General features: G+C 65.7%; 24 protein-coding genes. 13 read left to right on the top strand and 11 right to left on the bottom strand.

What is annotated here, in order from left to right:
• Position 1: 1 nt before the first annotated feature.
• The 5 genes from rpoN to M2334_RS02970 all read right to left on the bottom strand — a co-directional run bounded on the left by rpoN (position 2) and on the right by M2334_RS02970 (position 4,336).
• On the bottom strand, positions 2-1,501 hold the full coding sequence (rpoN, locus tag M2334_RS02990; RefSeq protein ID WP_264604747.1) for an RNA polymerase factor sigma-54: 1,500 nt from the start codon (positions 1,499-1,501) through the stop codon (positions 2-4).
• Positions 1,502-1,542: 41 nt separating this feature from the next.
• Positions 1,543-2,310, bottom strand: a complete 768-nt coding sequence (gene lptB, locus M2334_RS02985; RefSeq protein ID WP_264595350.1) for an LPS export ABC transporter ATP-binding protein — start codon at positions 2,308-2,310, stop codon at positions 1,543-1,545.
• A 173-nt stretch (positions 2,311-2,483) separates the two neighbouring features.
• A complete protein-coding gene (locus M2334_RS02980) occupies positions 2,484-3,026 on the bottom strand; it encodes an LptA/OstA family protein (RefSeq protein ID WP_264574928.1) in 543 nt (180 codons plus the stop codon).
• A gap of 10 nt (positions 3,027-3,036) precedes the next feature.
• The gene (gene lptC, locus M2334_RS02975; protein ID WP_181558578.1) at positions 3,037-3,726 is read right to left on the bottom strand and encodes an LPS export ABC transporter periplasmic protein LptC; all 690 of its coding nucleotides are present in this window, start codon (positions 3,724-3,726) and stop codon (positions 3,037-3,039) included.
• Positions 3,719-4,336: a ribonuclease D gene (locus tag M2334_RS02970; RefSeq protein ID WP_181558577.1), complete on the bottom strand. Its 618-nt coding sequence runs from the start codon at positions 4,334-4,336 to the stop codon at positions 3,719-3,721. Before M2334_RS02970 ends, lptC begins: the two co-directional genes overlap by 8 nt.
• 268 nt (positions 4,337-4,604) lie before the next feature.
• Here M2334_RS02970 and M2334_RS16655 point away from each other — a divergent pair, with 268 nt between their 5' ends.
• Positions 4,605-5,423: a cold-shock protein gene (locus M2334_RS16655; RefSeq protein ID WP_319801314.1), complete on the top strand. Its 819-nt coding sequence runs from the start codon at positions 4,605-4,607 to the stop codon at positions 5,421-5,423.
• Between the two features lie 104 nt (positions 5,424-5,527).
• Here the strand turns inward: M2334_RS16655 and M2334_RS02955 are convergent, their stop codons facing one another.
• Together M2334_RS02955 and M2334_RS02950 are read right to left on the bottom strand one after the other, a co-directional pair.
• Positions 5,528-6,019 carry a Dps family protein gene (locus M2334_RS02955; protein ID WP_181558575.1) on the bottom strand — a complete coding sequence of 164 codons (492 nt, stop codon included), beginning with the start codon at positions 6,017-6,019 and terminating at the stop codon, positions 5,528-5,530.
• A gap of 162 nt (positions 6,020-6,181) precedes the next feature.
• Positions 6,182-6,499, bottom strand: a complete 318-nt coding sequence (locus tag M2334_RS02950) for a hypothetical protein (RefSeq protein ID WP_181558574.1) — start codon at positions 6,497-6,499, stop codon at positions 6,182-6,184.
• A 278-nt stretch (positions 6,500-6,777) separates the two neighbouring features.
• Here M2334_RS02950 and rpmG point away from each other — a divergent pair, with 278 nt between their 5' ends.
• Complete coding sequence (gene rpmG, locus M2334_RS02945) at positions 6,778-6,945, top strand: 50S ribosomal protein L33 (protein WP_181558573.1); 168 nt, start codon at positions 6,778-6,780, stop codon at positions 6,943-6,945.
• Between the two features lie 125 nt (positions 6,946-7,070).
• Here rpmG and M2334_RS02940 read toward each other — a convergent pair whose 3' ends face one another.
• Positions 7,071-7,454, bottom strand: coding sequence for a response regulator (locus tag M2334_RS02940; RefSeq protein ID WP_181558572.1), 384 nt, complete (start codon positions 7,452-7,454; stop codon positions 7,071-7,073).
• An 83-nt stretch (positions 7,455-7,537) separates the two neighbouring features.
• On the opposite strand from M2334_RS02940, the gene M2334_RS02935 reads away from it, so the two are divergent.
• From M2334_RS02935 to M2334_RS02920, 4 genes are all read left to right on the top strand, one after another.
• On the top strand, positions 7,538-7,807 hold the full coding sequence (locus tag M2334_RS02935) for a DUF3572 domain-containing protein (protein WP_264593815.1): 270 nt from the start codon (positions 7,538-7,540) through the stop codon (positions 7,805-7,807).
• Positions 7,804-8,442, top strand: a complete 639-nt coding sequence (locus tag M2334_RS02930) for an HAD family hydrolase (protein ID WP_264593814.1) — start codon at positions 7,804-7,806, stop codon at positions 8,440-8,442. The genes M2334_RS02935 and M2334_RS02930 overlap by 4 nt, the downstream gene beginning before the upstream one ends.
• 42 nt (positions 8,443-8,484) lie before the next feature.
• Positions 8,485-8,952, top strand: a complete 468-nt coding sequence (locus M2334_RS02925; RefSeq protein ID WP_264571932.1) for a RidA family protein — start codon at positions 8,485-8,487, stop codon at positions 8,950-8,952.
• Between the two features lie 156 nt (positions 8,953-9,108).
• Positions 9,109-10,254 (top strand): GNAT family N-acetyltransferase, encoded by a 1,146-nt coding sequence (locus M2334_RS02920; RefSeq protein WP_264593813.1) that lies wholly within the window; start codon positions 9,109-9,111, stop codon positions 10,252-10,254.
• 6 nt (positions 10,255-10,260) lie between these two features.
• On the opposite strand, the gene M2334_RS02915 is transcribed toward M2334_RS02920, so the two are convergent.
• Complete coding sequence (locus M2334_RS02915) at positions 10,261-10,557, bottom strand: hypothetical protein (protein ID WP_264571930.1); 297 nt, start codon at positions 10,555-10,557, stop codon at positions 10,261-10,263.
• A 111-nt stretch (positions 10,558-10,668) separates the two neighbouring features.
• Complete coding sequence (panC, locus tag M2334_RS02910) at positions 10,669-11,511, bottom strand: pantoate--beta-alanine ligase (protein ID WP_264585801.1); 843 nt, start codon at positions 11,509-11,511, stop codon at positions 10,669-10,671.
• Positions 11,512-11,621: 110 nt separating this feature from the next.
• On the opposite strand from panC, the gene M2334_RS02905 reads away from it, so the two are divergent.
• The 6 genes from M2334_RS02905 to M2334_RS02880 all read left to right on the top strand — a co-directional run bounded on the left by M2334_RS02905 (position 11,622) and on the right by M2334_RS02880 (position 18,371).
• Positions 11,622-12,422, top strand: coding sequence for a division plane positioning ATPase MipZ (locus M2334_RS02905; RefSeq protein ID WP_181558565.1), 801 nt, complete (start codon positions 11,622-11,624; stop codon positions 12,420-12,422).
• A gap of 3 nt (positions 12,423-12,425) precedes the next feature.
• A complete protein-coding gene (locus M2334_RS02900) occupies positions 12,426-12,854 on the top strand; it encodes a molecular chaperone DnaJ (protein WP_264593811.1) in 429 nt (142 codons plus the stop codon).
• A gap of 42 nt (positions 12,855-12,896) precedes the next feature.
• The gene (gene pgmG / locus M2334_RS02895; protein WP_264593810.1) at positions 12,897-14,279 is read left to right on the top strand and encodes a phosphoglucomutase/phosphomannomutase PgmG; all 1,383 of its coding nucleotides are present in this window, start codon (positions 12,897-12,899) and stop codon (positions 14,277-14,279) included.
• A 278-nt stretch (positions 14,280-14,557) separates the two neighbouring features.
• The gene (locus M2334_RS02890; RefSeq protein WP_264585803.1) at positions 14,558-14,761 is read left to right on the top strand and encodes a hypothetical protein; all 204 of its coding nucleotides are present in this window, start codon (positions 14,558-14,560) and stop codon (positions 14,759-14,761) included.
• Positions 14,762-14,810: 49 nt separating this feature from the next.
• The gene (locus M2334_RS02885) at positions 14,811-17,234 is read left to right on the top strand and encodes a ligase-associated DNA damage response DEXH box helicase (RefSeq protein WP_264593809.1); all 2,424 of its coding nucleotides are present in this window, start codon (positions 14,811-14,813) and stop codon (positions 17,232-17,234) included.
• A gap of 78 nt (positions 17,235-17,312) precedes the next feature.
• Positions 17,313-18,371: a retroviral-like aspartic protease family protein gene (locus M2334_RS02880; protein ID WP_264593808.1), complete on the top strand. Its 1,059-nt coding sequence runs from the start codon at positions 17,313-17,315 to the stop codon at positions 18,369-18,371.
• On the opposite strand, the gene M2334_RS02875 is transcribed toward M2334_RS02880, so the two are convergent.
• Positions 18,327-19,175: a rhodanese-related sulfurtransferase gene (locus M2334_RS02875; RefSeq protein WP_264593807.1), complete on the bottom strand. Its 849-nt coding sequence runs from the start codon at positions 19,173-19,175 to the stop codon at positions 18,327-18,329. The genes M2334_RS02880 and M2334_RS02875 overlap by 45 nt on opposite strands.
• A gap of 118 nt (positions 19,176-19,293) precedes the next feature.
• Here M2334_RS02875 and pdeM point away from each other — a divergent pair, with 118 nt between their 5' ends.
• The gene (gene pdeM, locus M2334_RS02870; protein WP_413715149.1) at positions 19,294-20,019 is read left to right on the top strand and encodes a ligase-associated DNA damage response endonuclease PdeM; all 726 of its coding nucleotides are present in this window, start codon (positions 19,294-19,296) and stop codon (positions 20,017-20,019) included.
• Positions 20,020-20,034: the final 15 nt, after the last annotated feature.

Here is a 20,034-nt window from a genome sequence, read left to right as displayed (position 1 = left end):
GTTATCGCCCCCCCAGGGCTTTCTGGCGGCGGCGCTGCACGGACGATCCCAGCCCGATCGCCTCGCGATATTTGGCCACCGTGCGCCGAGCGATGTCGAACCCGCGCTCGCGCAGCAGGTCTACCAAGGAGTCATCCGAGAGGATCGCATTTGGCGGCTCGTCGGCGATCAACTGTTTGATGTGGCTCTTTACTGCCTCGGCAGAGGCTGCCTCACCGCCATCTGCTGCGGCAATTGCGCTGGTGAAGAAGAATTTGAGCTCATAGGTCCCGCGCGGGCAAGACAGATATTTGTTGCTCGTCACCCGGCTGATCGTGGACTCGTGCAGCCCCACCGCATCGGCGACCACGCGGAGAGTAAGTGGACGCAAATGGGCCACGCCATGGCGGAAGAAGCCCTCCTGCCGCCGCAGGATTTCCTCGGTCACCCGTAGGATGGTGCGCTGGCGCTGGTCGAGCGCCTTGATGAGCCAGTTGGCGCTGGCAAGGCAATCAGACACCCAGGCCTTGGACGTCTTGTCCCGCGCGCCGCTCGCCAATTGGTGATGATAGCGGCGATTGACGAGGATGCGCGGCAGCGTTGCACCGTTGATCTCCACGGACCAGCCATTCCCCGCAGGCGCGATGAGCACATCCGGCACCACGGCGGCAGGCCGATCGTTGGCGTAGCGCAGCCCGGGCTTGGGATCATAGCCGCGCAGCTCGCGGATCATGTCCGCCATATCCTCCTCATCCACCCCGCAAATCCTGCGCAGATGCGCGATCTGGCCCTTGGCGAGAATGTCGAGATTGGCGATCAGCGTTGCCATGGCCGGGTCATAGCGATCCGCCTCCTTGACTTGCAGCGCGATGCATTCGCTGAGGCTCCGCGCCGCGATGCCGGCGGGATCGAACCCCTGGATGACGGCCAGCACCGCCTCTACTTCCGCCAGCGGAACGCCCAGCCGGTAGGCGGTCTCCAGCAGATCGGCCTCCAGATAGCCGGCATCGTCTATCTGGCCGATCAGCTGCTCGGCGATCATCAGCGCCCGGCCGGAGAGCGCGGCACCGGCCTGGTGCATCAGATGCTCGTAAAGCCCTTGCTCGGGCGCGGCGAAACTGTCGAAATCCGGTCCATCCGCACCGAAGTCAGCGGAGGACCGGCCGGGGTCCGCCCCGCCCGGCAGCGCGCGGTCGCTTGGGCCATCATCGATGAAGGTCTCCGCACCGTGATCGACATCCAGCGGCCCGTCCGCCTCGCCGCTGCCCTTGCCGATCAGCACGTCGGCCGGAGCGTCGGGGCCCGATTGCGGCTCGACGCCGTCCGGAAGCTCAGCCTGCTCGCGCGCGGGCAGCGCGATGTCCGTGCCGGCTTCCAGCAGCGGATTGCGCTCCAGCTCGCCGCCGATGAATGCCTCAAGCTCCAGATTGGACAGCGCCAGCAGCTTGATCGCCTGCTGGAGCTGCGGCGTCATCACCAGCGACTGGCTTTGCCGAAGATCGAGGCGAGGCGCCATCGCCATGGGTGGTGCTGCCCCTCAGCCTGTCCGCGACCGGCCCGCCATCACAGCGAGAAACTCTCGCCCAGATAGAGGCGGCGGACATCGGCATTGGCGACCAGTTCCGCGGGGCTGCCGGCAAACAACACCTTGCCATCGTAGATGATGCAGGCGCGATCGACGATCTCCAGCGTCTCACGGACATTGTGATCGGTGATGAGTACGCCGATGCCGCGCGTCTTGAGATCCTTCACCAGATCGCGAATATCCGCGATGGAGAGCGGGTCGATGCCGGCGAAGGGCTCATCGAGCAGCACGATGGACGGATTGGCCGCCAGCGCCCGCGCGATTTCGCAGCGCCGCCGCTCACCGCCGGAGAGTGCCATGGCCGAGCTGGCGCGCAGGCGGGCCAGACCGAATTCCTCCAACAGCGTCTCCAGCTTCTGTGCCCGCGCCGCCTTGTCCGGCTCGGCCAGTTCCAGCACCGAGAGAATGTTTTGCTCCACGGTCATGCCGCGGAAGATGGAGGTTTCCTGCGGGAGGTAGCCCAGACCCAGGATCGCGCGACGATACATGGGCAGGCCGGTAATATCGGTACCTTCCAGCAGGATGCGGCCCGAATCGGGCTTCACCAGCCCCATGATGGAATAGAAGCAGGTCGTCTTGCCTGCACCGTTCGGCCCGAGCAGCCCGACCACTTCGCCATGGCCGACCTCCAGGCTGACGTCGGCGAGGACGGTACGCTTGTCGTAGCTCTTGGCGATGGAAATGACCTGCAGCCGATGATCCTCTGACGCGCCGGCGGGGTCGTCCGCGACTGCGGGATCGCGCATCGTGTCTGCCTCACTCATCGCCTTGTCCTCATTTCCAGATCATCCTGATCGCCGGCCCTATCGAACCGACGTTCCTCCGCAGCTTCCACGATCTGGCAGGAAAATTGCATGGAGACCGAATCGTTCAAGGCAGCGAAAAAGGCAAGCTTTTTGGCGCTGCGTCCGGCCTTTTCCTACTGATCGCCGCTCTGGCGAACCTGGAACGTGCCGGAGACGCGACCACCCGACTGGGTGGTGCCCGGCGCGCCACCGGCGGCAGAGCCGTCCACCGTCGAGCGGCCACTGGCCAGATCGATGACGAGGCGCGAACCGGTCAGGCGGTTGCCGCCCTGATTGAGCTGCACATTGCCGATCATGGTGATCAGCCGGCGATTGAGATCATAAATGGCGACCGAGCCACTGGCCCGCTCGTTGCCGCGCGTCACGACGACACCGCCCGAGGCGTCGAGTCGGTCGATCTCGATGCCGCCGGTGTTGTGATAGGCCACGGTAAGACGTTGCGCCGTCATGGTCATGCCGGCCTGCGTCACCTGCACATTGCCGGAGACGACGACGCGGTCGGCGCGATCCTGCACCTCGATACGGTCCGCCGAGAAATCGACCGGCGCGCGTGTATTGTGCCCCCGCAGAACCTGCGCATCGGCAACGCCGGCAATCGCGACCAGAGTGGACCCGGCCAGGGCGCCGGCAGCGACAAGAAGGAAGGGTCTGCGCATCGACATGCCCTTAGCGCCCGACCTGCTCCATGCGCAAGCGGGCGTTGCCCTCCAGCGTGACGGTGCGCCCCTCCAGATCGGCCTTAAGATGATCGGCGCGGAACGTGCCGGTCGGCATCCGCCCCTCGACATCGCCCCGGCTGCGCAAGTCCCGCTCCTGCAGTCGAATGTCGACATCGCGCGTGGTCAGCCGATAGCCATTGGCGCTCTGGAACTGGATCGGCCCGTTGACCGCGACCGTCTCATTCTCGATGTTGTAATTGCCTTGCCGCGCGGTGACGACGGCGCCGCCGCCTTCCATCTGCAGCCGCGCCTCCAGCTCGTTGAGCTGCACGATCGGATCGCGCGAGGTCTTTTGCAGCGCAGAGCCGGCACGCAGCGAGAAGGGCCGGCCCTCGCCATCTTCGCCGCGATACAGCGCCTCGGTCACCTTCAACCGCTCGCTCGCGACATCGACCTTGTTCTTGTCGAGCACGAAGCTGACCTCGGTCTGGTGGGTGAACGGCGCCGCCAGCAGGAAGGCGCCCAGCACGCCGGCAGAGATCGGCAATACCCGCTTGAGCAGGGTCACCAGCCGGTCATGGCTGCCGCCGGGCGCGGCCCAGCGCTGCAGCCGGCTGTGCTCGGCCCGTGCCAGCGCCGATGGCGCCAGCTCGTCCTCGGACCCGGACGTCCCGCGCAGGGCACGCCCTTTACGCATGGGCGAAAATATCTGTCTCCGGCCAGCCGGCGAGATCCAGCAGTGCCCGGTGTGGCAGGAAGTCGAAACAGGCCTGGGCGAGCGCGGTGCGCCCTTCCCGCTCCAGCCTTATGTCCAGCTCCGCCTTCAACTGGTGGAGAAAGCGCACGTCGGACGCGGCATAATCGCGCTGCGCCTCGCTCAGCACCGGGCCGCCCCAGTCGGAACTCTGCTGCTGCTTGCTGATGTCCATGCCCAGAAGCTCGCGGACCAGCTCCTTGAGGCCGTGGCGATCGGTATAGGTACGCACCATGCGCGAGGCGATCTTGGTGCAGTAGACCGGCGCTGCCAGCACGCCGAGATAATGCTGAAGCGCCGCGATGTCGAAGCGGCCGAAGTGGAAGAGCTTGAGTCGCGTGGGATCGGCGATCACCGCCCGCAGATTCGGCGCGGCATAGCTGCTCCCCGGCGAGAAGCGGACGAGATGCTCATCGCCCTGCCCATCGCTGATCTGCACGACGCACAGGCGATCGCGCGGGGTGATCAGGCCCATCGTCTCGGTATCGATGGCAACGGCGCCCGGCGCGAGCACATCGGCAGGCAGGTCTTCTTCATGAAAATAAACGGTCATGCCGCTCCTCTTAGCTGCATGACCGGGCCAGGGAAACCTCCGAAAAAGGCAAGACGGCAGAGCGCCTCCCCAGCGCTGCGGATCGGGCCGATGTCGCCCGCGAGCGGGATCGACGTTCAGCGCGGCAATTGCGCCAAAATCATTCGCGCTTTGCGAAAAAGGCCGCTATAGCGATGCTTGGCCGAGTGTGGCCTTGGTCGAGTCCCTGTGCATGTCGTCCGGCATGGGTGCGGATCGAGAGTGGACGAGCGAAAGTGATTAACAGGGCATGAGTTTTGATAGAGGGCGCCGCGGTCGCGGCAGGGACAAGCGGGACAGCTTCGGAGAACCCCAGTTCGACGCCTTTCCGGAATATGGTGGCAGCAGTTACGGTGGACCTCGCGGCGGCGGTGATCGCGGCGGCTTCGGCGGCGGCGGCGGTTTTGGCGATCGCGGCGGCTTCGGCGGCGGCGGTGGCGGCGGTTTCGGTGACCGCGGCGGTGGCGGCGGCGGCGGTTTCCGCAGCGGCGGCGGAGGTGGCGGCGGCTTCCGTGGCGGTGGTGGCGGCGGCGGCGGTCGTGGCGGCATGCCCGCGCAGGTCGTTGGCGAAGGCTCCGGCACGGTCAAGTTCTTCAATGCCCAGAAGGGCTTCGGCTTCATCGTCCGTGACGATGGTGCGGAAGACGTGTTCGTGCACATCAGCGCTGTCGAGCAGGCTGGCCTGACCGGCCTTGCCGAAGGGCAGCAGCTCAAGTTCACGCTGGTGGACCGTGGCGGCAAGATTTCCGCAACCGATCTGGTGATCGACGGCGAGCCGCTCCCGGTTCCCGAGCGCGCTGCAGACCGCGCACCGGCCGAGCAGCGTGGCGGACCGTCGCGTCAGCTCACGGGTGAGCGGGCCAGCGGCACGGTGAAGTTCTTCAACGCCATGAAGGGCTTCGGCTTCATCCAGCGCGATGACGGCCAGCCCGATGCGTTCGTGCACATCAGTGCTGTCGAGCGTGCCGGCATGGTTTCGCTGCAGGAAGGCGACCGTCTGGACTTCGAACTGGAAGTCGACCGTCGTGGCAAATATGCCGCCGTGAATCTCGAGCCCAAGTCCGAGTAACAGGCGACTCACTTCGCAAGAAAAAGGGCCGGGATGAAAATCCCGGCCCTTTTTGTGTGTCCATCGCCGCAACTGCAGCGCGGCGATGGCTCAGTCCAAATGGATCAGCCGTTGCGGCTCGTTTCGAACAGGAACCACGCCCGCTGCTCGGCCTGATCGGTCCAGTCGTCGATCAGCCCATCGGTTGCATTGTCGCCGGCGGCCTCGGCCAGTTCCTTGGCGGCACGCAGCGATTCCACCAGCGCCATATTGTCGGCCCGCAGCTCCGCCAGCATGTCCGCAGCGGAGACGAAGTCGTCATTGTTATCCTGAATGCTCTGCTTGCGGGCGATGTCGCCAATGGAGCGCAGCGCAGTGTTGCCGGTCTTGCGAATCCGCTCGGCGATCAGATCCGTCGTCGCGAGAATCTCGGCCGCCTGTTCATCGAACATCAGGTGATAGTCGCGGAAATGCGGGCCGGAGACATGCCAGTGGAAATTCTTGGTCTTGAGGTAAAGCGCATAGCTATCCGCCAGCAGGCCATTCAGCGCGTCGGCGACGGCCTTGATGGCATTTCCCTTCAGGTCCGTGGGCGTCTTGAGCGCTTTGTCTGTCATGAAAGGCCTCCAATGGTTGATGTGTCTGACGTAAATTTCGGAACGTCGAACGTTCCCCACGCCCCGCTTATGCCAGATGGAACTCGGAATGACGAACAGATAGGCCCGCACAGATTGATCGACGAAATCAATCAACACTTATGCGCCGGCGCAATGAAGCGATCAGCGACACCCCCGCAGGGCGGCCGCGGCAAGGTAGACGCGCGCAGTCTGGGGCGCAGCCGAATCGCCTTGGGCAGCGTCCCGCATGAGCGTGAGATAGGTCTGCGCGACCTGGCGGTGGCCGTTATAGGCCACCACCGACTCCAGCAGGCTGGCCAGTCCTTCCACCGCGGCAAAGTCATGCCGGCGCGCGAACAGCCGCAAATCTTCCAGCCGCTCGCACAGGGAGAAGAGGGACAGGCCCGTGCAAGCCCCCTCCAGTGCCTCAATGCGGCCAAGCATCTGATCGCGAACCAGACGGTCCGAGCCTTGATACATCCCGATTCTCCCATCCCGCCTTGTCCATCGCGAATCGGTTCTTGCCAGCCTCGCGAGTCAGGCTTGTGACAACGGCACCATAAGCGCCCATCGTTAAGCTTCGGTTTTGCAGCGAAGAGCGGCGACTGCGGCGACTCCTTCCCTTGACAAGGGCCGGCTTTTCCCGCATTGGCCGCCGCCGAACGGGTCTCGCCAGAGGCGGAGCCCGTCTTTTGCATGTATGTCAGCGCACCGCACCTGCCCGCAGGGAGGTCGCTCAATTATTTGAGGAATTGGCCATGGCGAAGCCCGCCACAGTGAAGATCAAGCTGGTCAGCACCGCTGACACGGGCTTCTTCTACGTGACCAAGAAGAACCCCCGCACGCAGACCGAGAAGTTCACCTTCCGCAAATATGATCCCGTCGTGCGCAAGCACGTCGAGTTCAAGGAAGCCAAGATCAAGTAAGTGCCGCGGCGGGCCTGTCGGTCCGCTCGCTTGTGCATGACGCTTCAGGCTCGGATCGCGCGATCCGGGCCTTTTTGCGTGCGGCAGCTTGGCGATGAAGTTGGGCGATGGCGTGCCGGGTAGGCTCAGCTCGCCAGCGCAGTCGGCGCGATGAGTCCGTTGACGACATTCATAAACATGAGCACCGAAATCGGCTTGGAGACATAGGCATTCGCGCCTGCCTCCCGAATCCGTGCTTCATCGCCCGGCGCGGCATAGGCTGTCACAGCCATGATCGGCGTCTCTGCCAGAGCCGCGTCCGCGCGGAAGGAGGCGATGAGGTCCAGACCGTTCACATGCGGCAACTGGATATCCGTGATGATAAGATCGGGCTGGAAGGCGGATGCGCGGGCGAAGGCCTCCCGCCCGTCTCGCACCGGCTCTGTCTCATGCCCATGCGCGCGGAGCAGGTCGCAAAAGAGCTTCATGTTGAGCTCATTGTCCTCGACAACCAATATGCGTTTTGACACGAACAGTCCTTATGCCGATGGACAAAGCCATTTTTGCAGCCGCGCAGGGGAGAACCTCCCGCTGCCCGGCATACAGGTGAACAATGCGGACCTATCCGATCCCTCAAGATGATGAAACCATGGCGCTGCGCCTCGTGGGATGGATTGTGGCTGATTCGGTCCGTGCCGAACGGATGCTCAGCCTCACCGGGCTGGAGCCGGATGCGCTGCGGCAAGCCCTGACCGACCCGGCCACGCTGGGCGCGCTGATGGATTTTGTCATCAATCACGAGCCGGACCTCCTGGCCTGCGCGGAAGCCCTGGAAGTCGCGCCGGCGGATCTCGTCGCCGCCCGCGAGCGGCTCGGCCGATGAGCCGCCCGCTTATCATCAGCGATTGCGACGAAGTGCTGATGCACATGGTCGTCCCCTTCCGGTCTTGGCTGGAAGAGCAGCACGGCATCGACTTCAGCTTCTCCGGCGGTTTCGAGCGTGCACTGCGCCACAAGACCAGCGGCGACCTGATCGAGCGCGAACTGGTCTGGACGTTGCTGGGCGCCTTCTTCGAGACGGAGATGCATCGCCAGACGCCAATTCGCGGCGCGGTGGAATCGATGGCGCGAATCGCACAGCGGGCAGACATCGTGATCGTCACCAATATCGGCGAGGAACGCGCGCAGGCCCGCGCCGACCAGATCCATGCGCACGGCCTCCCCTATCCGGTGATCGGCAATCGCGGCGGCAAGGGGCCGGCGGTGCGCAAGCTGCTGGACGAGCGCAAGCCGGGCCTGAGCATCTTCATCGACGATCTGGGTGCCAATCATGTTTCTGTTGCGCGGGACGTGCCGGAATGCTGGCGGCTGCACATGGTCGGCGAGCCCGAGTTCGCCCCCCATGTCGAGCCGGTGCGCGAGGCGCATGAGCGGATCGACGACTGGGACCGTGCCGAGGCATGGATCATGGCCCGCATCGACGAGTATGACGCGATTGCCACCGGGGCGTTGTCCTAGCCGGTCTTGACGCGTCTGCGGCCTCATGCTCTGGCTCCGCCCATGAGCAAGATCGACCAACACCTCGCCGCGGAGAACATCTCCCTTCCGCAAGCCGCCGCTCCCGTCGCCGCTTATGTGGCTGCGGTGCAGACCGGCAACCTGCTGCACATCAGTGGCCAGCTGCCCTTCGCGGCCGATGGCGCCCTGATGAAAGGCAAGATCGGCGGCGAGCGCGATCTCGATTGGGGCGTCGCGGCTGCAGAACGCTGCGCCCTGATGCTGGTGGCGCAGATGAAAGCGGCGCTGGGCGGCGATCTCGACCGGGTCGAGCGCATCGTGAAGCTCGGCGCCTTTGTGGCCAGCACCGCAGAGTTCACCGATCAGCCCAAGGTCGCCAATGGTGCCTCGGAGATGATGGTCCGCATTTTCGGCGATGCCGGCCGCCACGCCCGCAGCGCCGTGAGCGTACCAGTGCTGCCGCTGGATGCATCGGTGGAAATCGACGCCATCGTGCAGATCCGCGACTGAGCTACCGCGCCCGGCCGGCATGTTGGCGGCCCTGGGCGCGATGGACCTGCGGGCACTGGCAATTTCGCGCCAGACGCCCCATGTTCCGCACGTGCTGCACGACGTCGCTCCGTTTCGCTCTCCGCCCTCCTTGGCGCACCGAGAGGCGCCGTCCTCATGAGCGACGCGCTGACCGTCCACCTCACCCAATCCGTCGCGGCGCTGGACAAGGCGCAGTGGGACGCTTGCGCCGGCCCGGATAATCCCTTCGTCAGCCACGACTTCCTCTCCATCCTGGAAGAATCGGGCAGCGTCGGCCGCGGCACGGGCTGGTCGCCAGCGCCGATCACCATTCAAGACGGCCGTGGCACCCTGATCGCCGCAGCGCCGGCCTATCTCAAGGGCCATAGTCAGGGCGAATATGTGTTCGACCATGGCTGGGCGGACGCCTGGGAGCGCGCTGGCGGGCAATATTATCCCAAGCTGCAGATCGCCGCGCCCTTCTCCCCCGTGCCGGGCCCGCGCCTGCTGCTGCGCGACGCCGGTAAAGGCCCCTCGCTGATCGCCGGTATCGAGGCGGTGGTCGACCAGAATGAGCTGTCCTCCGCCCACGCGACCTTTATCACGCCGGAGGAATGCGACCTGTACCGCGCGGCGGGATGGCTCATCCGCCAGGGCAGCCAGTTCCACTGGGCCAATGAAGGCTATGCCAGCTTCGATGATTTTCTCGCCCGTCTCTCCAGCCGCCACCGCAAGGATCTGCGCAAGGAGCGCGCCAAGGCGCAGGCCGGGCTGGACATCCGGCACCTGACCGGTGACGCCATTGAGGAACATCATTGGGATGCGTTCTGGGAATTCTATCAGGATACCGGCAGCCGCAAATGGGGCCGCCCCTATCTCACCCGCGCCTTCTTCTCGCTGCTCGGCGCGCGCATGGCGAACCGGGTTCTGCTGATTTTCGCCTATCGTAACGGACGGCCGATTGCCGGGGCGCTCAACCTCATCGGCGGCGATACGCTGTACGGGCGTTATTGGGGTTGCAACGAGGAGGTGCCGTTCCTCCACTTTGAGCTGTGCTATTATCAGGCGATTGATGCCGCCATCGCGCGGGGCCTGGCCCGGGTCGAGGCCGGCGCGCAGGGTGAACACAAGCTCTCGCGTGGCTATCGGCCGGTGCCGACCTATTCAGCGCATTACATCCCGCATCCCGATTTCAGGCGCGCCGTGGCCGACTTCGTCGAGCGCGAGGCCGCCGCCGTCGCCGATGAACGCGAATGGCTGGATGAACGCGCGCCATTCCGCAAGGGCGGAGACGCGGGCTAAAGCCGATCAAGCCGCGACGCGCTGACTGGTCTCGATCGTCCAGGCGCGGGCGAGGCGCTGGGCCTCGGCGATTTCCCGCGCGGTCATTTCCTCGGCGATTTCAGCGCGGCAGGTCTGTGCCTCGCGGCTGCCTGCCTGCGCAGCCAGATTGAACCAGCGATGCGCTTCCACAAGATCGACGGACAGGCCGCCGGTGCCGCAACTATAGGCCACGCCAAGATCGAAACAGGCCTGCGCATTGCCGAGCGCGGCGCGCGTGCGGCTTTCGATCAGGACCCTGGCATTGTTCATGCTTGTACCCACGAATTCCCCCCAAACACAGGTTCGCGATACCGCAACCAAGCACGCCAGCTCTTGCGAAATGGTTAACGGGGCAGAAGGGATGTTAGCGCCCGGATTTGCTCGGGCATGTCTTCAGGGGTGGATGGGGATATTGTCGATCAGGCGCGTGCTGCCGATCCGCGCCGCCACCAGCAGGCGCGCGGGCCGGTCCAGCCGGGTCATCGGCTCCAGCGTGTCAGCATCGCTAAGCAGGAAATAATCGACCGAATCGAAGCCCGAATCGAGCAGATAGCGGATCGCCCAGGCCTGCACGGCGGCGACATCCTCACCGGCGCTGATGCCCTCCCCTGCCCCGACCAGCGTCTCCGGCAAGGCGGCCGCACGCGCGCGCTGGTCGGCAGTGAGATAGGCGTTGCGGGACGAGAGGGCGAGGCCGTCATGGTCGCGCTGCGTCTCGACGCCGACGATCTCGACCCCCAGATCGAGGTCGCGCGTCATCCGCCGGATGATGGCAAGCTGCTGATAATCCTTCTCGCCAAAACAGGCGATGTCCGGCCGGACCTGATTGAAGAGCTTGGTGACGACCGTCGCCACGCCCTCGAAATGGCCGGGTCGCCATTCGCCATCCAGCCGGGCGGAGAGGCCATCGACATTCACATGGCTGGTGAAGCCGGCGGGATACATGGTCGCGACGTCCGGCAGCCACAGGGCGGCAACGCCCGCCTGCGCCAGCATCGCGGCATCGCTCTCCTCGCGGCGGGGATAGGCCGACAGATCTTCATTGGGGCCGAACTGGGTGGGATTGACGAAGATCGACGCGACGACATGGCTTGCCCGGCGCCGCGCTTCCGCGATCAGCGCCATGTGCCCGGCGTGCAGTGCCCCCATGGTGGGGACGAAGGCAATGCGGCCCGCATCCGCCCGCAGCGAGGCGAGACCGGTTCTGAGCGAGGGAAGGTCACGGAAGATTTGCACGCGGCACGAGGCTCCGATAAGGCCGGCGGAGAAGGTCGGGGCTGGCTTCGCTTGTCCTGACCGGACGGTCAAGAGGCCGTAACCACCCAGGAAGAGTTTCGACCCAGCCCATGTCCAGCGCCGCGCCGCATCTCATCGTCTTTGCCAATGAAAAGGGTGGCACAGGCAAATCCACCACCTGCGTCCACACCGCCGTCGCGCTGGCTGCGCAGGACGTGTCCGTGGCCCTGATCGACCTCGATCACCGGCAGCGCACCTCTGCTCGCTACCTTGAGAATCGCGAGGCGACCGCGCGCCGCCGTGAGGTGGACCTGCCCTCCCCCAGCTACGCCGTCTATGATGGCGACAGCACGGCGGGCCTCAACGAGGCGATCGCCAAGGCCGCCAGCCAGGCGCAGGTCGTCATCATCGACACGCCCGGCCGCGATGATCCGATGGCGCGTTATGCCGCGGCGGCGGCGAACACGCTCGTCACGCCGATGAACGACAGCTTTGTCGATTTCGACCTCATCGGGCAGGTCGATCCTGAGAATTTCAAGGTCAAGCGGCTGAGCTTCTACTCGGAACTGATGTGGGAAACCCGCAAGACCCGCGCGAAGGCCGACGGCGCCTCGATCGACTGGGTGGTGCTGCGCAACCGCCTGCATCACATGGAAGCGCGCAACCAGAAGCGCGTCGGCGATGCGCTCTCGGAACTCGCCCGCCGCGTGGGCTTCCGCGTCATTCCCGGCCTGTCCGAACGCGTGATCTTCCGCGAACTGTTCCCCTCGGGCCTGACGTTGCTCGATCGCGGCCATCTCGGTGAGCTGGGCGTCAGCCATCTGGCGGCACGGCAGGAACTGCGCGAGATGATCGCCGGCCTTGCGCTGCCGATGCTCGGCGGGGCTCCCCAGAAAAAGAGCGCCGCCTGAGGCATGCTGCTGCTCGCTGTCGCACTGGGCGGGCTGGGCTTCTGGTTCTGGTACCGCCTCCGCAAGAGCGGGCGCAAGGTGCCGGCGGCCTGGCTGGGCGTCGCCGGCACGCTGATCGGCACGATCATGATGACCAAGGGCATGGCGGTGACAGGCGCGCTGGTTGCGACCGTCTCCGGCCTGTGGCTGCGCTTTGGGGACAGTCTGGCAGGCGGGCGCGCGCCCTCTCCCGCTCCGCTGACTGCGCGCGATCTCAGCCGCGCGGAAGCGGCCGACCTGCTTGGCGTGTCGATGAATGCCAGCCGCGACGAGATCATCGCCGCGCATCGCAAGCTCATCGCCAGAAATCATCCGGACGCCGGCGGATCGCCCGGCCTCGCCGCGCGGATCAATGCTGCGCGTGATACGTTGCTAAAATCGCAAGAAACATAAGCTAGTCGGTTCGCTTTCCTTCGACCTTCTCCGGGACTTTTCATGACGCATCAATTCCATCCGACCACGCTGCGCGAATATGACATTCGCGGCATCATCGACGAAACGCTGGGCGAGGCGGATGCCTATGCCATCGGCCGGGGCTTCGGCACGCGTGTCGCGCGGCTCGGCGGACGGGCCGTCGCGGTCGGCTATGACGGGCGCCTCTCCTCGCCGATGCTGGAAGAAGCGCTGGTGCGCGGCCTCAATGACAGCGGCATTCACGCGGTCCGCATCGGTCTCGGCCCGACGCCGATGCTCTATTATGCCGAGGCCGTGCTGGATGTGGACGGTGGCATCCAGATCACCGGCAGCCACAACCCGGCCAATTACAATGGCTTCAAGATGGTGCTCCAGAAAGGCCCCTTCTTCGGCAAGGACATCCAGAGCCTCGGCACGATGGCGGCTTCCGGCGACTGGGTCGAGGGCAGCGCCGGCAGCGAGCAGGTCGACATTCTCGACCGCTATGTCGCCCGGCTGATGGAGGGCTTCGACGGCCAAGCCTACAAGATTGGCTGGGATGCCGGCAACGGCGCCGCCGGCCCCGTGCTCGACCGGCTGGTGAAGCTGCTGCCCGGCGAGCACCACACGCTGTTCACCGATGTCGACGGACATTTCCCGAATCACCATCCCGACCCCACCGAGGAGAAGAACCTCGTTGACCTGCGCGCGCTGGTCGCGGAGAAGGGCCTCGATTTCGGCCTCGCCTTCGATGGCGATGGCGACCGGATCGGCGCCATCGATGGCGAAGGGCGCATCATCTGGGGCGACCAGCTTCTTGCCATCCTCGCCGAGCCGGTGCTCGCCGCTGAACCGGGCGCCACGATCATCGCCGATGTGAAGGCCAGCCAGGCGCTGTTCGACCGGGTGGCGGAACTGGGCGGCAAGCCGCTGATGTGGAAAACCGGCCACAGCCTCGTCAAATCCAAGATGAAGGAGACGGGCAGCCCGCTGGCGGGCGAGATGAGCGGGCACATCTTCTTCAAGCACGAATATTATGGCTTCGACGACGCCCTCTACGCGGCCGTTCGCCTGATTCGTGCGGCCAGCACGCTGGGGCGCAGTGTCACGCAGTTGCGCGGTGCCATGCCGGCCATGGTCAACACACCGGAGCTCCGTTTCCAGGTCGATGAGAGCCGCAAATTCGCCGTGATCGAGGAAGTGCTGCGCCGACTCGCCGAATCCGGCGCGACGATCGACGCAACGGACGGCGCCCGCGTCACCACGCCGGACGGCTGGTGGCTGCTGCGTGCATCCAACACACAGGACGTTCTGGTCGCCCGCGCCGAGGCGCGCGATGCTGATGCACTGGACCGCCTGCTGGCGCAAGTCGATGAACAGCTTGCACTTTCTGGTCTGGAGCGTGGTCCTGCCGCTGGGCATTAACGTCAACCAAATGCGTAGACTGAAGAGATCGATTGCAAATTGTGCAATCAACACTCTTCATTTCGCAATTGCAGGAAATTCGTATGTAACGCATACAGTTCCTGCCTTTCAGGCATCCTCTCCTAAAACTTCCAGGCCGTCCTTCGGGGCGGCCTTTTTTTTTGGCTTACCGCCCGCCATCCGTCACCCAGCGAGGCGCGCCGAACCCGCTGCGCGGCCAGACGCGAAACTCAGGCGACGTCCATGCGTTTGATGGGTTTGGAAAATAGGAGAGAAACATGGGCAGCCTCTGGAGCCTCATGACCGTTGTCGGGCCAGTCCTGTTTGCCGCGGTGCTGGTCTACGCAATCTGGCGCAACAAGCGCGACACCAAGCCGGGCGACGAAGCGCGGAGCGACCGCGCCGCGAAAGACCTGCGCGACAGTCTCGACCGCGAAGACAAGCGCCGGGATCGTAAGGAGCCCTATTCCACCCGGGCTTGAGTAAGCATGGCGGGGCATCCACATTGAAGGCATGGCCCCGCGCGCGCACATGACCCCATCCCTGCCGCCCCTCATCACCGGATGGTTCGACCGGCGGGGTTGGTCCGTCCGTCGCCATCAAGAGGCGATGCTGGAGGCAGCGCAGGCGGGGCGCCATGCTCTGCTCGTCGCGCCCACAGGAGCCGGCAAAACGCTCGCCGGCTTCCTGCCCACGCTGGCCGACCTCGCGGAGGCGCCGACAGAAGGCCTGCACAGCCTCTATATCTCCCCGCTCAAGGCGCTGGCCGTGGATGTGCAGCGTAATTTGCTCACCCCCGTCAGTGAGATGGGCCTGCCCATCCGCATCGAGACGCGCAGTGGCGATACGCCGTCCGATCGCAAGGCCCGGCAGCGGGCCAAGCCGCCCCACATCCTGCTCACGACGCCCGAATCGCTCTCCCTGCTGCTGACCTATCCCGATGCGGACCTGATCTTCGCGTCCCTTAAAACCGTCATCATCGATGAGATCCATGCCTTCGCGAGCGGCAAGCGCGGCGATCTGCTCGCCCTGTCCCTCGCCCGCCTGCAGAGCATCGCCCCCGAACTTCGCCGCGTCGGCCTGTCGGCAACCGTGGGCGACCCCGATGCCTATCGCCGGTGGCTGGCGCCGGCCGGCGCGCAGGAAGAAGTAGCGCTGGTCGAAGGCGAGCCGGGCGCCGCGCCGGACCTCACTATTCTCATGCCGCAGGACCGCGTGCCCTGGTCCGGCCACAGCGGCAAATATGCGGCGGGGCAGGTGATCGACATCATCCGCCAGCACCGCATGACGCTGGTGTTCTGCAACACACGCGGTCTCGCCGAACTCATCTTTCAGGAATTGTGGGCGGAGAATGAGGATACGCTGCCCATCGGCATACACCATGGCAGCCTCTCCCGCGAGGCCCGCCGCAAGGTGGAGGCCGCAATGGCGGCCGGCAAGCTGCGCGGCCTTGTCGCCACCGCCAGTCTCGATCTGGGCATCGACTGGGGCGACATCGACTGTGTGATCCAGATGGGCGCGCCGAAGGGCAGCTCGCGCCTGCTCCAGCGCATCGGTCGCGCCAATCACCGGATGGATGAGCCGAGCAAGGCGATCGTCATCCCCGGCAACCGCTTCGAATATCTCGAAGCGCAGGCCGCTTGGGACGCCGTGATGAGCGGTGAGCGCGATGCCGACGATTTTCGCCCCGGCGCGCGCGATGTACTGGCGCAGCACATCATGGGGCTAGCCTGCGCCGGCCCGCTCGATCCTGCCGCGTTACTTGCCGAAATCCGCACCGCCACGCCTTATGACTGGCTGGACGCGGCCCAGCTTGAGGACATTCTCCAGTTCGTCTCCACCGGTGGCTATGCGCTGCGTGCCTATGACCGGTTCCAGCGCCTTGTCCGCACGCCCGAAGGCCTCTGGCGCATTGCCCATCCCCGCCTTGCCCAGCAGCATCGGCTGAACGCCGGCATCATCGTCGACCAGCCGGCGCTCGATGTGCGCTTCAGCAACGGCCGCAAGCTCGGGACGGTGGAGGAGAGTTTTGCCGCGACGCTCAGCCCGGGCGATCGCTTCTTCTTTTCCGGCCTCTCACTGGAGCTGGTCCGCCAGACCGAGGCCGAGCTGTTCGTCAAGGCGACATCCCAGCAGGCCCGCATTCCAAGCTGGGGCGGCACGCGCATGGCAATGTCGACGCATCTGGCCGGCCGCGTGCGCGCTTTCCTGGCCGACCCGACGCAATGGAACCGCTTCCCGCCCGATGTTCATGAATGGCTGGCGATGCAGGCGGTCCGCTCCGTCCTGCCGCAGCCCGAGCAGTTGCTGGTCGAGACCTTCCCGCATGAGGGGCTGCACCACATGGTGGTCTACAGTTTCGAGGGGTGGAACGCGCACCAGTCACTGGGCATGCTGCTCACCCGCCGCATGGAAGAGCGTGGCCTCAAGCCCGTCGGCTTCGTCTCCAACGATTATGCGCTGGCCGTCTATGGCCTGCAGCCCGTTACCGACCCCCGCCCGCTGTTTTCCGCCGACATTCTCGACCGCGAGTTCATCGCCTGGGTCGAGGAAAGCAGCCTGCTCAAGCGCGCCTTTCGCGACGTGGCGGTGATCTCCGGCCTCATCGAACGCCAGCAACCCGGCGCGCGCAAGACCGGACGGCAGGTGAGCTTCTCGACCGACCTCATCTATGACGTGCTGCGCCGCTATGAGCCGGAGCATCTGCTCCTCAAGGCCGCCTGGGCCGATGCCCGCGCGCGCATGACTGACGTGGGGCGCCTTGGTGAGCTGATCGACCGGGCCAGCGCCACCATGCTGCACAAGCCGCTCGACCGGGTGAGCCCGCTGGCCGTGCCGGTGCTGATCATGATCGGGCGCGAGCATGTGGCCGGCCCGCAGACCGACGACAGCCTGCTCGCGGAGGCCGAATCGCTCGCCCGCATTGCCATGACGCCCGACGCGCCGGCCAGCTAGCATCGCCCGCGCCCGCCTCGATCCTTTTGGCGGGACCGCAAAACCGTGATAAGCTGCCCGTCTTGGGAGACCTTGGGGATGGTTTTCGGCTCGACGCTTCGGCTGACCCTGGCAAAGGCTATAATCACGGCCGCTGCGGCTTTGACCGGGCCGTTCGGCATCGCCAGCCAGATCCCGAGCGCGAGCGACCATTTCGTCATCGCGCCGCGCGGCCCTGAGATACCGGTCGATCCCGGCACCTTCGACCTCAACGAGCCGGTCATGCCCATCGGCGGCGATCCGGGGATGCGGATGACCATGCCGGTGCGGATCGGCGAGCGCGGCCCTTATCCGTTCATGATCGACACCGGCTCCCAGCGCACCATCATCGCCACGGAGCTGGCCACCCGGCTGATGCTGCCCCAGCTCCAGCCGGTCGAGATCATCAGCATGGCCGGGCGCGTCACGGTCTCATCCGTTCAATTGAGCGATCTGCGCTTTGGCGACCATGCGGTCAGTTCGCTTGCCGCGCTCACTATCGCTCGCGCGGACATGGGCAGCCTGGGGATCATCGGGCTGGACAGCCTCGCGGACAAGCGCCTCATCCTCGACTTCAACCAGCGCCGCATGGAAGTCAGCCGCAGCCGCCGCTCATCCGCCGTGCGTGACGAGAAGGACGCCATCGTGGTGCGCGCGCGCAGCCGCTATGGCCAACTGATCCTCATGAACTCGCGGGTGGACGGGCGTAAGGTAGACGTGATCCTCGACACCGGCGCCGAGCAGAGCGTGGGCAATATGGCGCTGTTCCGCAGCCTCAAGGCCAAGCGGCTGGTGGTGCCGCCAACGCCGACCGTGCTGACCAGCGTCACCGGTGTCGATGTGCCGGCCCAGTTCGCCGTCGTGCGCCAACTCACCATCGGCGACGCGACGCTCGACAATGTGCCCATGCTGTTCCTGGATGCCGCGCCCTTTACCGAGCTTGGCCTGGGCGAGCGGCCAGCCATGCTGCTCGGCATGGGGATGCTGCGCCTGTTCGACCGGATCGCGATCGATTTCGGCCAGCGGCATGTCGATTTCCACCTCGCCGGCGGCGATGCCCGGCAACGGGGCAGGCTAGATTTCGCCGATACCGGCGCAGCGGACGCAAGCGGGCGCTGAGCCTCCTTCATCCGCACCTCCGGCAAGCGGTTGCCCGCAGGCGGGGCACAGCGCGGCCGGGACGACCCGCTCGCCATGGGTGATGCCGACGCGATCATCGAACAGGAAGCAGGCGCCGTCCCACAGGCTGGCGGCCTCCTCCACTTCCGCGAGATAGGCAAGGATGCCGCCCTTGAGGTGATAGACCTCCTCGAAACCCTGCGCGCGGGCATAAGCCGTCGACTTCTCGCAGCGTATGCCGCCGGTGCAATACATGGCGATCCGGGGCTTGCGGCCTTCCGCGCGCCACTGCGCCGCCTGCGCATCGAACCAGTCCGGGAAGTCGCCGAAGCTCGCCGTCATGGGATCGACAGCGCCGGCGAACCGCCCCAGCGCCACCTCATAATCATTGCGGGTGTCGATGAGGATCGTGTCCGGATCGCTGATCAGCGCGTTCCACTGCGCCGGCGGCACATGCGTGCCCGCGCCCTGCGCCGCATCGACGCCGGGCCGGCCCATGGTCACGATCTCGGGCTTCACCTTCACTTTCCAGCGCGCGAACGGATGCCGCTCCGTGCTGTGCAGGCGCGGCGCCAGCGGCGCGAAGCCCGGCTCGGCGCGCAGGCGCGCGAACAGGCGCTCCACCGCATCGGCCGACCCCGCGATGGTGCCATTCATGCCCTCCTGCGCGAGGATGATGGAGCCGGAGAGGCCCAGCGTCGCGCCCAACGCGCGCAGGTCGGTCGCGAGCGCCTCCGGGTCGGGCAAGGGCGCGAAGCGGTAGAAGGCGGCGACGGTCAGCAAGGATGCGGGTTCGTGCGACATGGGCGCGCGCCTACACCAGCCGAGCGGGGAGAGCCAGAGCCTGCGGGCCATCGCAAAAGTTCCACTTTTGTTCAACTGCCCGATTGCGCCATGCCCGCTGCGACGGCATAGCAAGGCCATGAGGTCGTCCCCACTCATCGATCAACCCATGCCGCGCGCGGCAGGCTGTGGCCCGGCCTTCAGCTTTGCCGGCCAAAGCTGGCAGGCTTTGCCGCAGGGCGCCTTGTTCTGGCAGGAGCGGGCCGCGCTGATCGTCGCCGATCTTCATTTCGAGAAGGCCAGTGCTTTCGCCCGGCGCGGCCAGATGCTGCCGCCTTATGACAGCCGCGCCACGCTGGATGCGCTGACGGCGGTGATCGCCCTCACCCAGCCGCGGGAGATCTGGTGCCTGGGGGACAGCTTCCACGATGGCGGCGCACACGAGCGGATGAGCGGCGAGACGCGCGCGCGGATCGCGCAGCTGACGGCCACCTATCGCTGGACCTGGATCACCGGCAATCATGATCCCCTCGGCGCCTCGGGCGTTGATTCGCCGCTGGGGGGTGAAAATCGGGCAGAAGCGCTCGTCGATGGCGTCATCTTGCGCCACGAAGCCATGCCGGGAGAGGTGCGACCGGAAATTTCCGGACATTTTCATCCCAAGTTGCGAATGAGCCTGCGCGGGCGGCATATCTCGCGGCGCTGCTTCGTGAAGGGCGGCAGCAAGATCATCGTGCCCGCCTTCGGGGCGTTCACCGGTGGCCTTGACGCAGCGTCACCGGCAATCGCCTCTCTTGTCGGCCGGAACAGCGAAGCGCTTATCGCGTTGGAGGATCGGCTGCTGCGTTTCGCTCTTTGGCGATAAGCGGCCTCCGCCGAC

It is taken from the genome of Sphingobium sp. B11D3D, from assembly GCF_025961755.1.
GTDB lineage: Bacteria > Pseudomonadota > Alphaproteobacteria > Sphingomonadales > Sphingomonadaceae > Sphingobium.
The sequence above is the reverse complement of the archived record's forward strand: the minus strand, read 5'-3'. Positions and strand labels throughout refer to the sequence as shown.

Coding starts and splice junctions, on each gene's coding strand:
- M2334_RS02875 (WP_264593807.1), bottom strand. CDS start 19,175: ATGTCGCACGAACCCGCATCCTTGCTGACCGTCGCCGCCTTCTACCGC.
- M2334_RS02880 (WP_264593808.1), top strand. CDS start 17,313: ATGGTTTTCGGCTCGACGCTTCGGCTGACCCTGGCAAAGGCTATAATC.
- rpmG (WP_181558573.1), top strand. CDS start 6,778: ATGGCGAAGCCCGCCACAGTGAAGATCAAGCTGGTCAGCACCGCTGAC.
- pdeM (WP_413715149.1), top strand. CDS start 19,294: ATGAGGTCGTCCCCACTCATCGATCAACCCATGCCGCGCGCGGCAGGC.
- pgmG (WP_264593810.1), top strand. CDS start 12,897: ATGACGCATCAATTCCATCCGACCACGCTGCGCGAATATGACATTCGC.
- M2334_RS02970 (WP_181558577.1), bottom strand. CDS start 4,336: ATGACCGTTTATTTTCATGAAGAAGACCTGCCTGCCGATGTGCTCGCG.
- M2334_RS02900 (WP_264593811.1), top strand. CDS start 12,426: ATGCTGCTGCTCGCTGTCGCACTGGGCGGGCTGGGCTTCTGGTTCTGG.
- M2334_RS02935 (WP_264593815.1), top strand. CDS start 7,538: ATGCGGACCTATCCGATCCCTCAAGATGATGAAACCATGGCGCTGCGC.
- M2334_RS02930 (WP_264593814.1), top strand. CDS start 7,804: ATGAGCCGCCCGCTTATCATCAGCGATTGCGACGAAGTGCTGATGCAC.
- M2334_RS02890 (WP_264585803.1), top strand. CDS start 14,558: ATGGGCAGCCTCTGGAGCCTCATGACCGTTGTCGGGCCAGTCCTGTTT.
- M2334_RS16655 (WP_319801314.1), top strand. CDS start 4,605: ATGAGTTTTGATAGAGGGCGCCGCGGTCGCGGCAGGGACAAGCGGGAC.
- M2334_RS02920 (WP_264593813.1), top strand. CDS start 9,109: ATGAGCGACGCGCTGACCGTCCACCTCACCCAATCCGTCGCGGCGCTG.
- M2334_RS02885 (WP_264593809.1), top strand. CDS start 14,811: ATGACCCCATCCCTGCCGCCCCTCATCACCGGATGGTTCGACCGGCGG.
- lptB (WP_264595350.1), bottom strand. CDS start 2,310: ATGCGCGATCCCGCAGTCGCGGACGACCCCGCCGGCGCGTCAGAGGAT.
- M2334_RS02950 (WP_181558574.1), bottom strand. CDS start 6,499: ATGTATCAAGGCTCGGACCGTCTGGTTCGCGATCAGATGCTTGGCCGC.
- rpoN (WP_264604747.1), bottom strand. CDS start 1,501: ATGGCGATGGCGCCTCGCCTCGATCTTCGGCAAAGCCAGTCGCTGGTG.
- M2334_RS02925 (WP_264571932.1), top strand. CDS start 8,485: ATGAGCAAGATCGACCAACACCTCGCCGCGGAGAACATCTCCCTTCCG.
- M2334_RS02905 (WP_181558565.1), top strand. CDS start 11,622: ATGTCCAGCGCCGCGCCGCATCTCATCGTCTTTGCCAATGAAAAGGGT.
- M2334_RS02980 (WP_264574928.1), bottom strand. CDS start 3,026: ATGCGCAGACCCTTCCTTCTTGTCGCTGCCGGCGCCCTGGCCGGGTCC.
- lptC (WP_181558578.1), bottom strand. CDS start 3,726: ATGCGTAAAGGGCGTGCCCTGCGCGGGACGTCCGGGTCCGAGGACGAG.
- M2334_RS02955 (WP_181558575.1), bottom strand. CDS start 6,019: ATGACAGACAAAGCGCTCAAGACGCCCACGGACCTGAAGGGAAATGCC.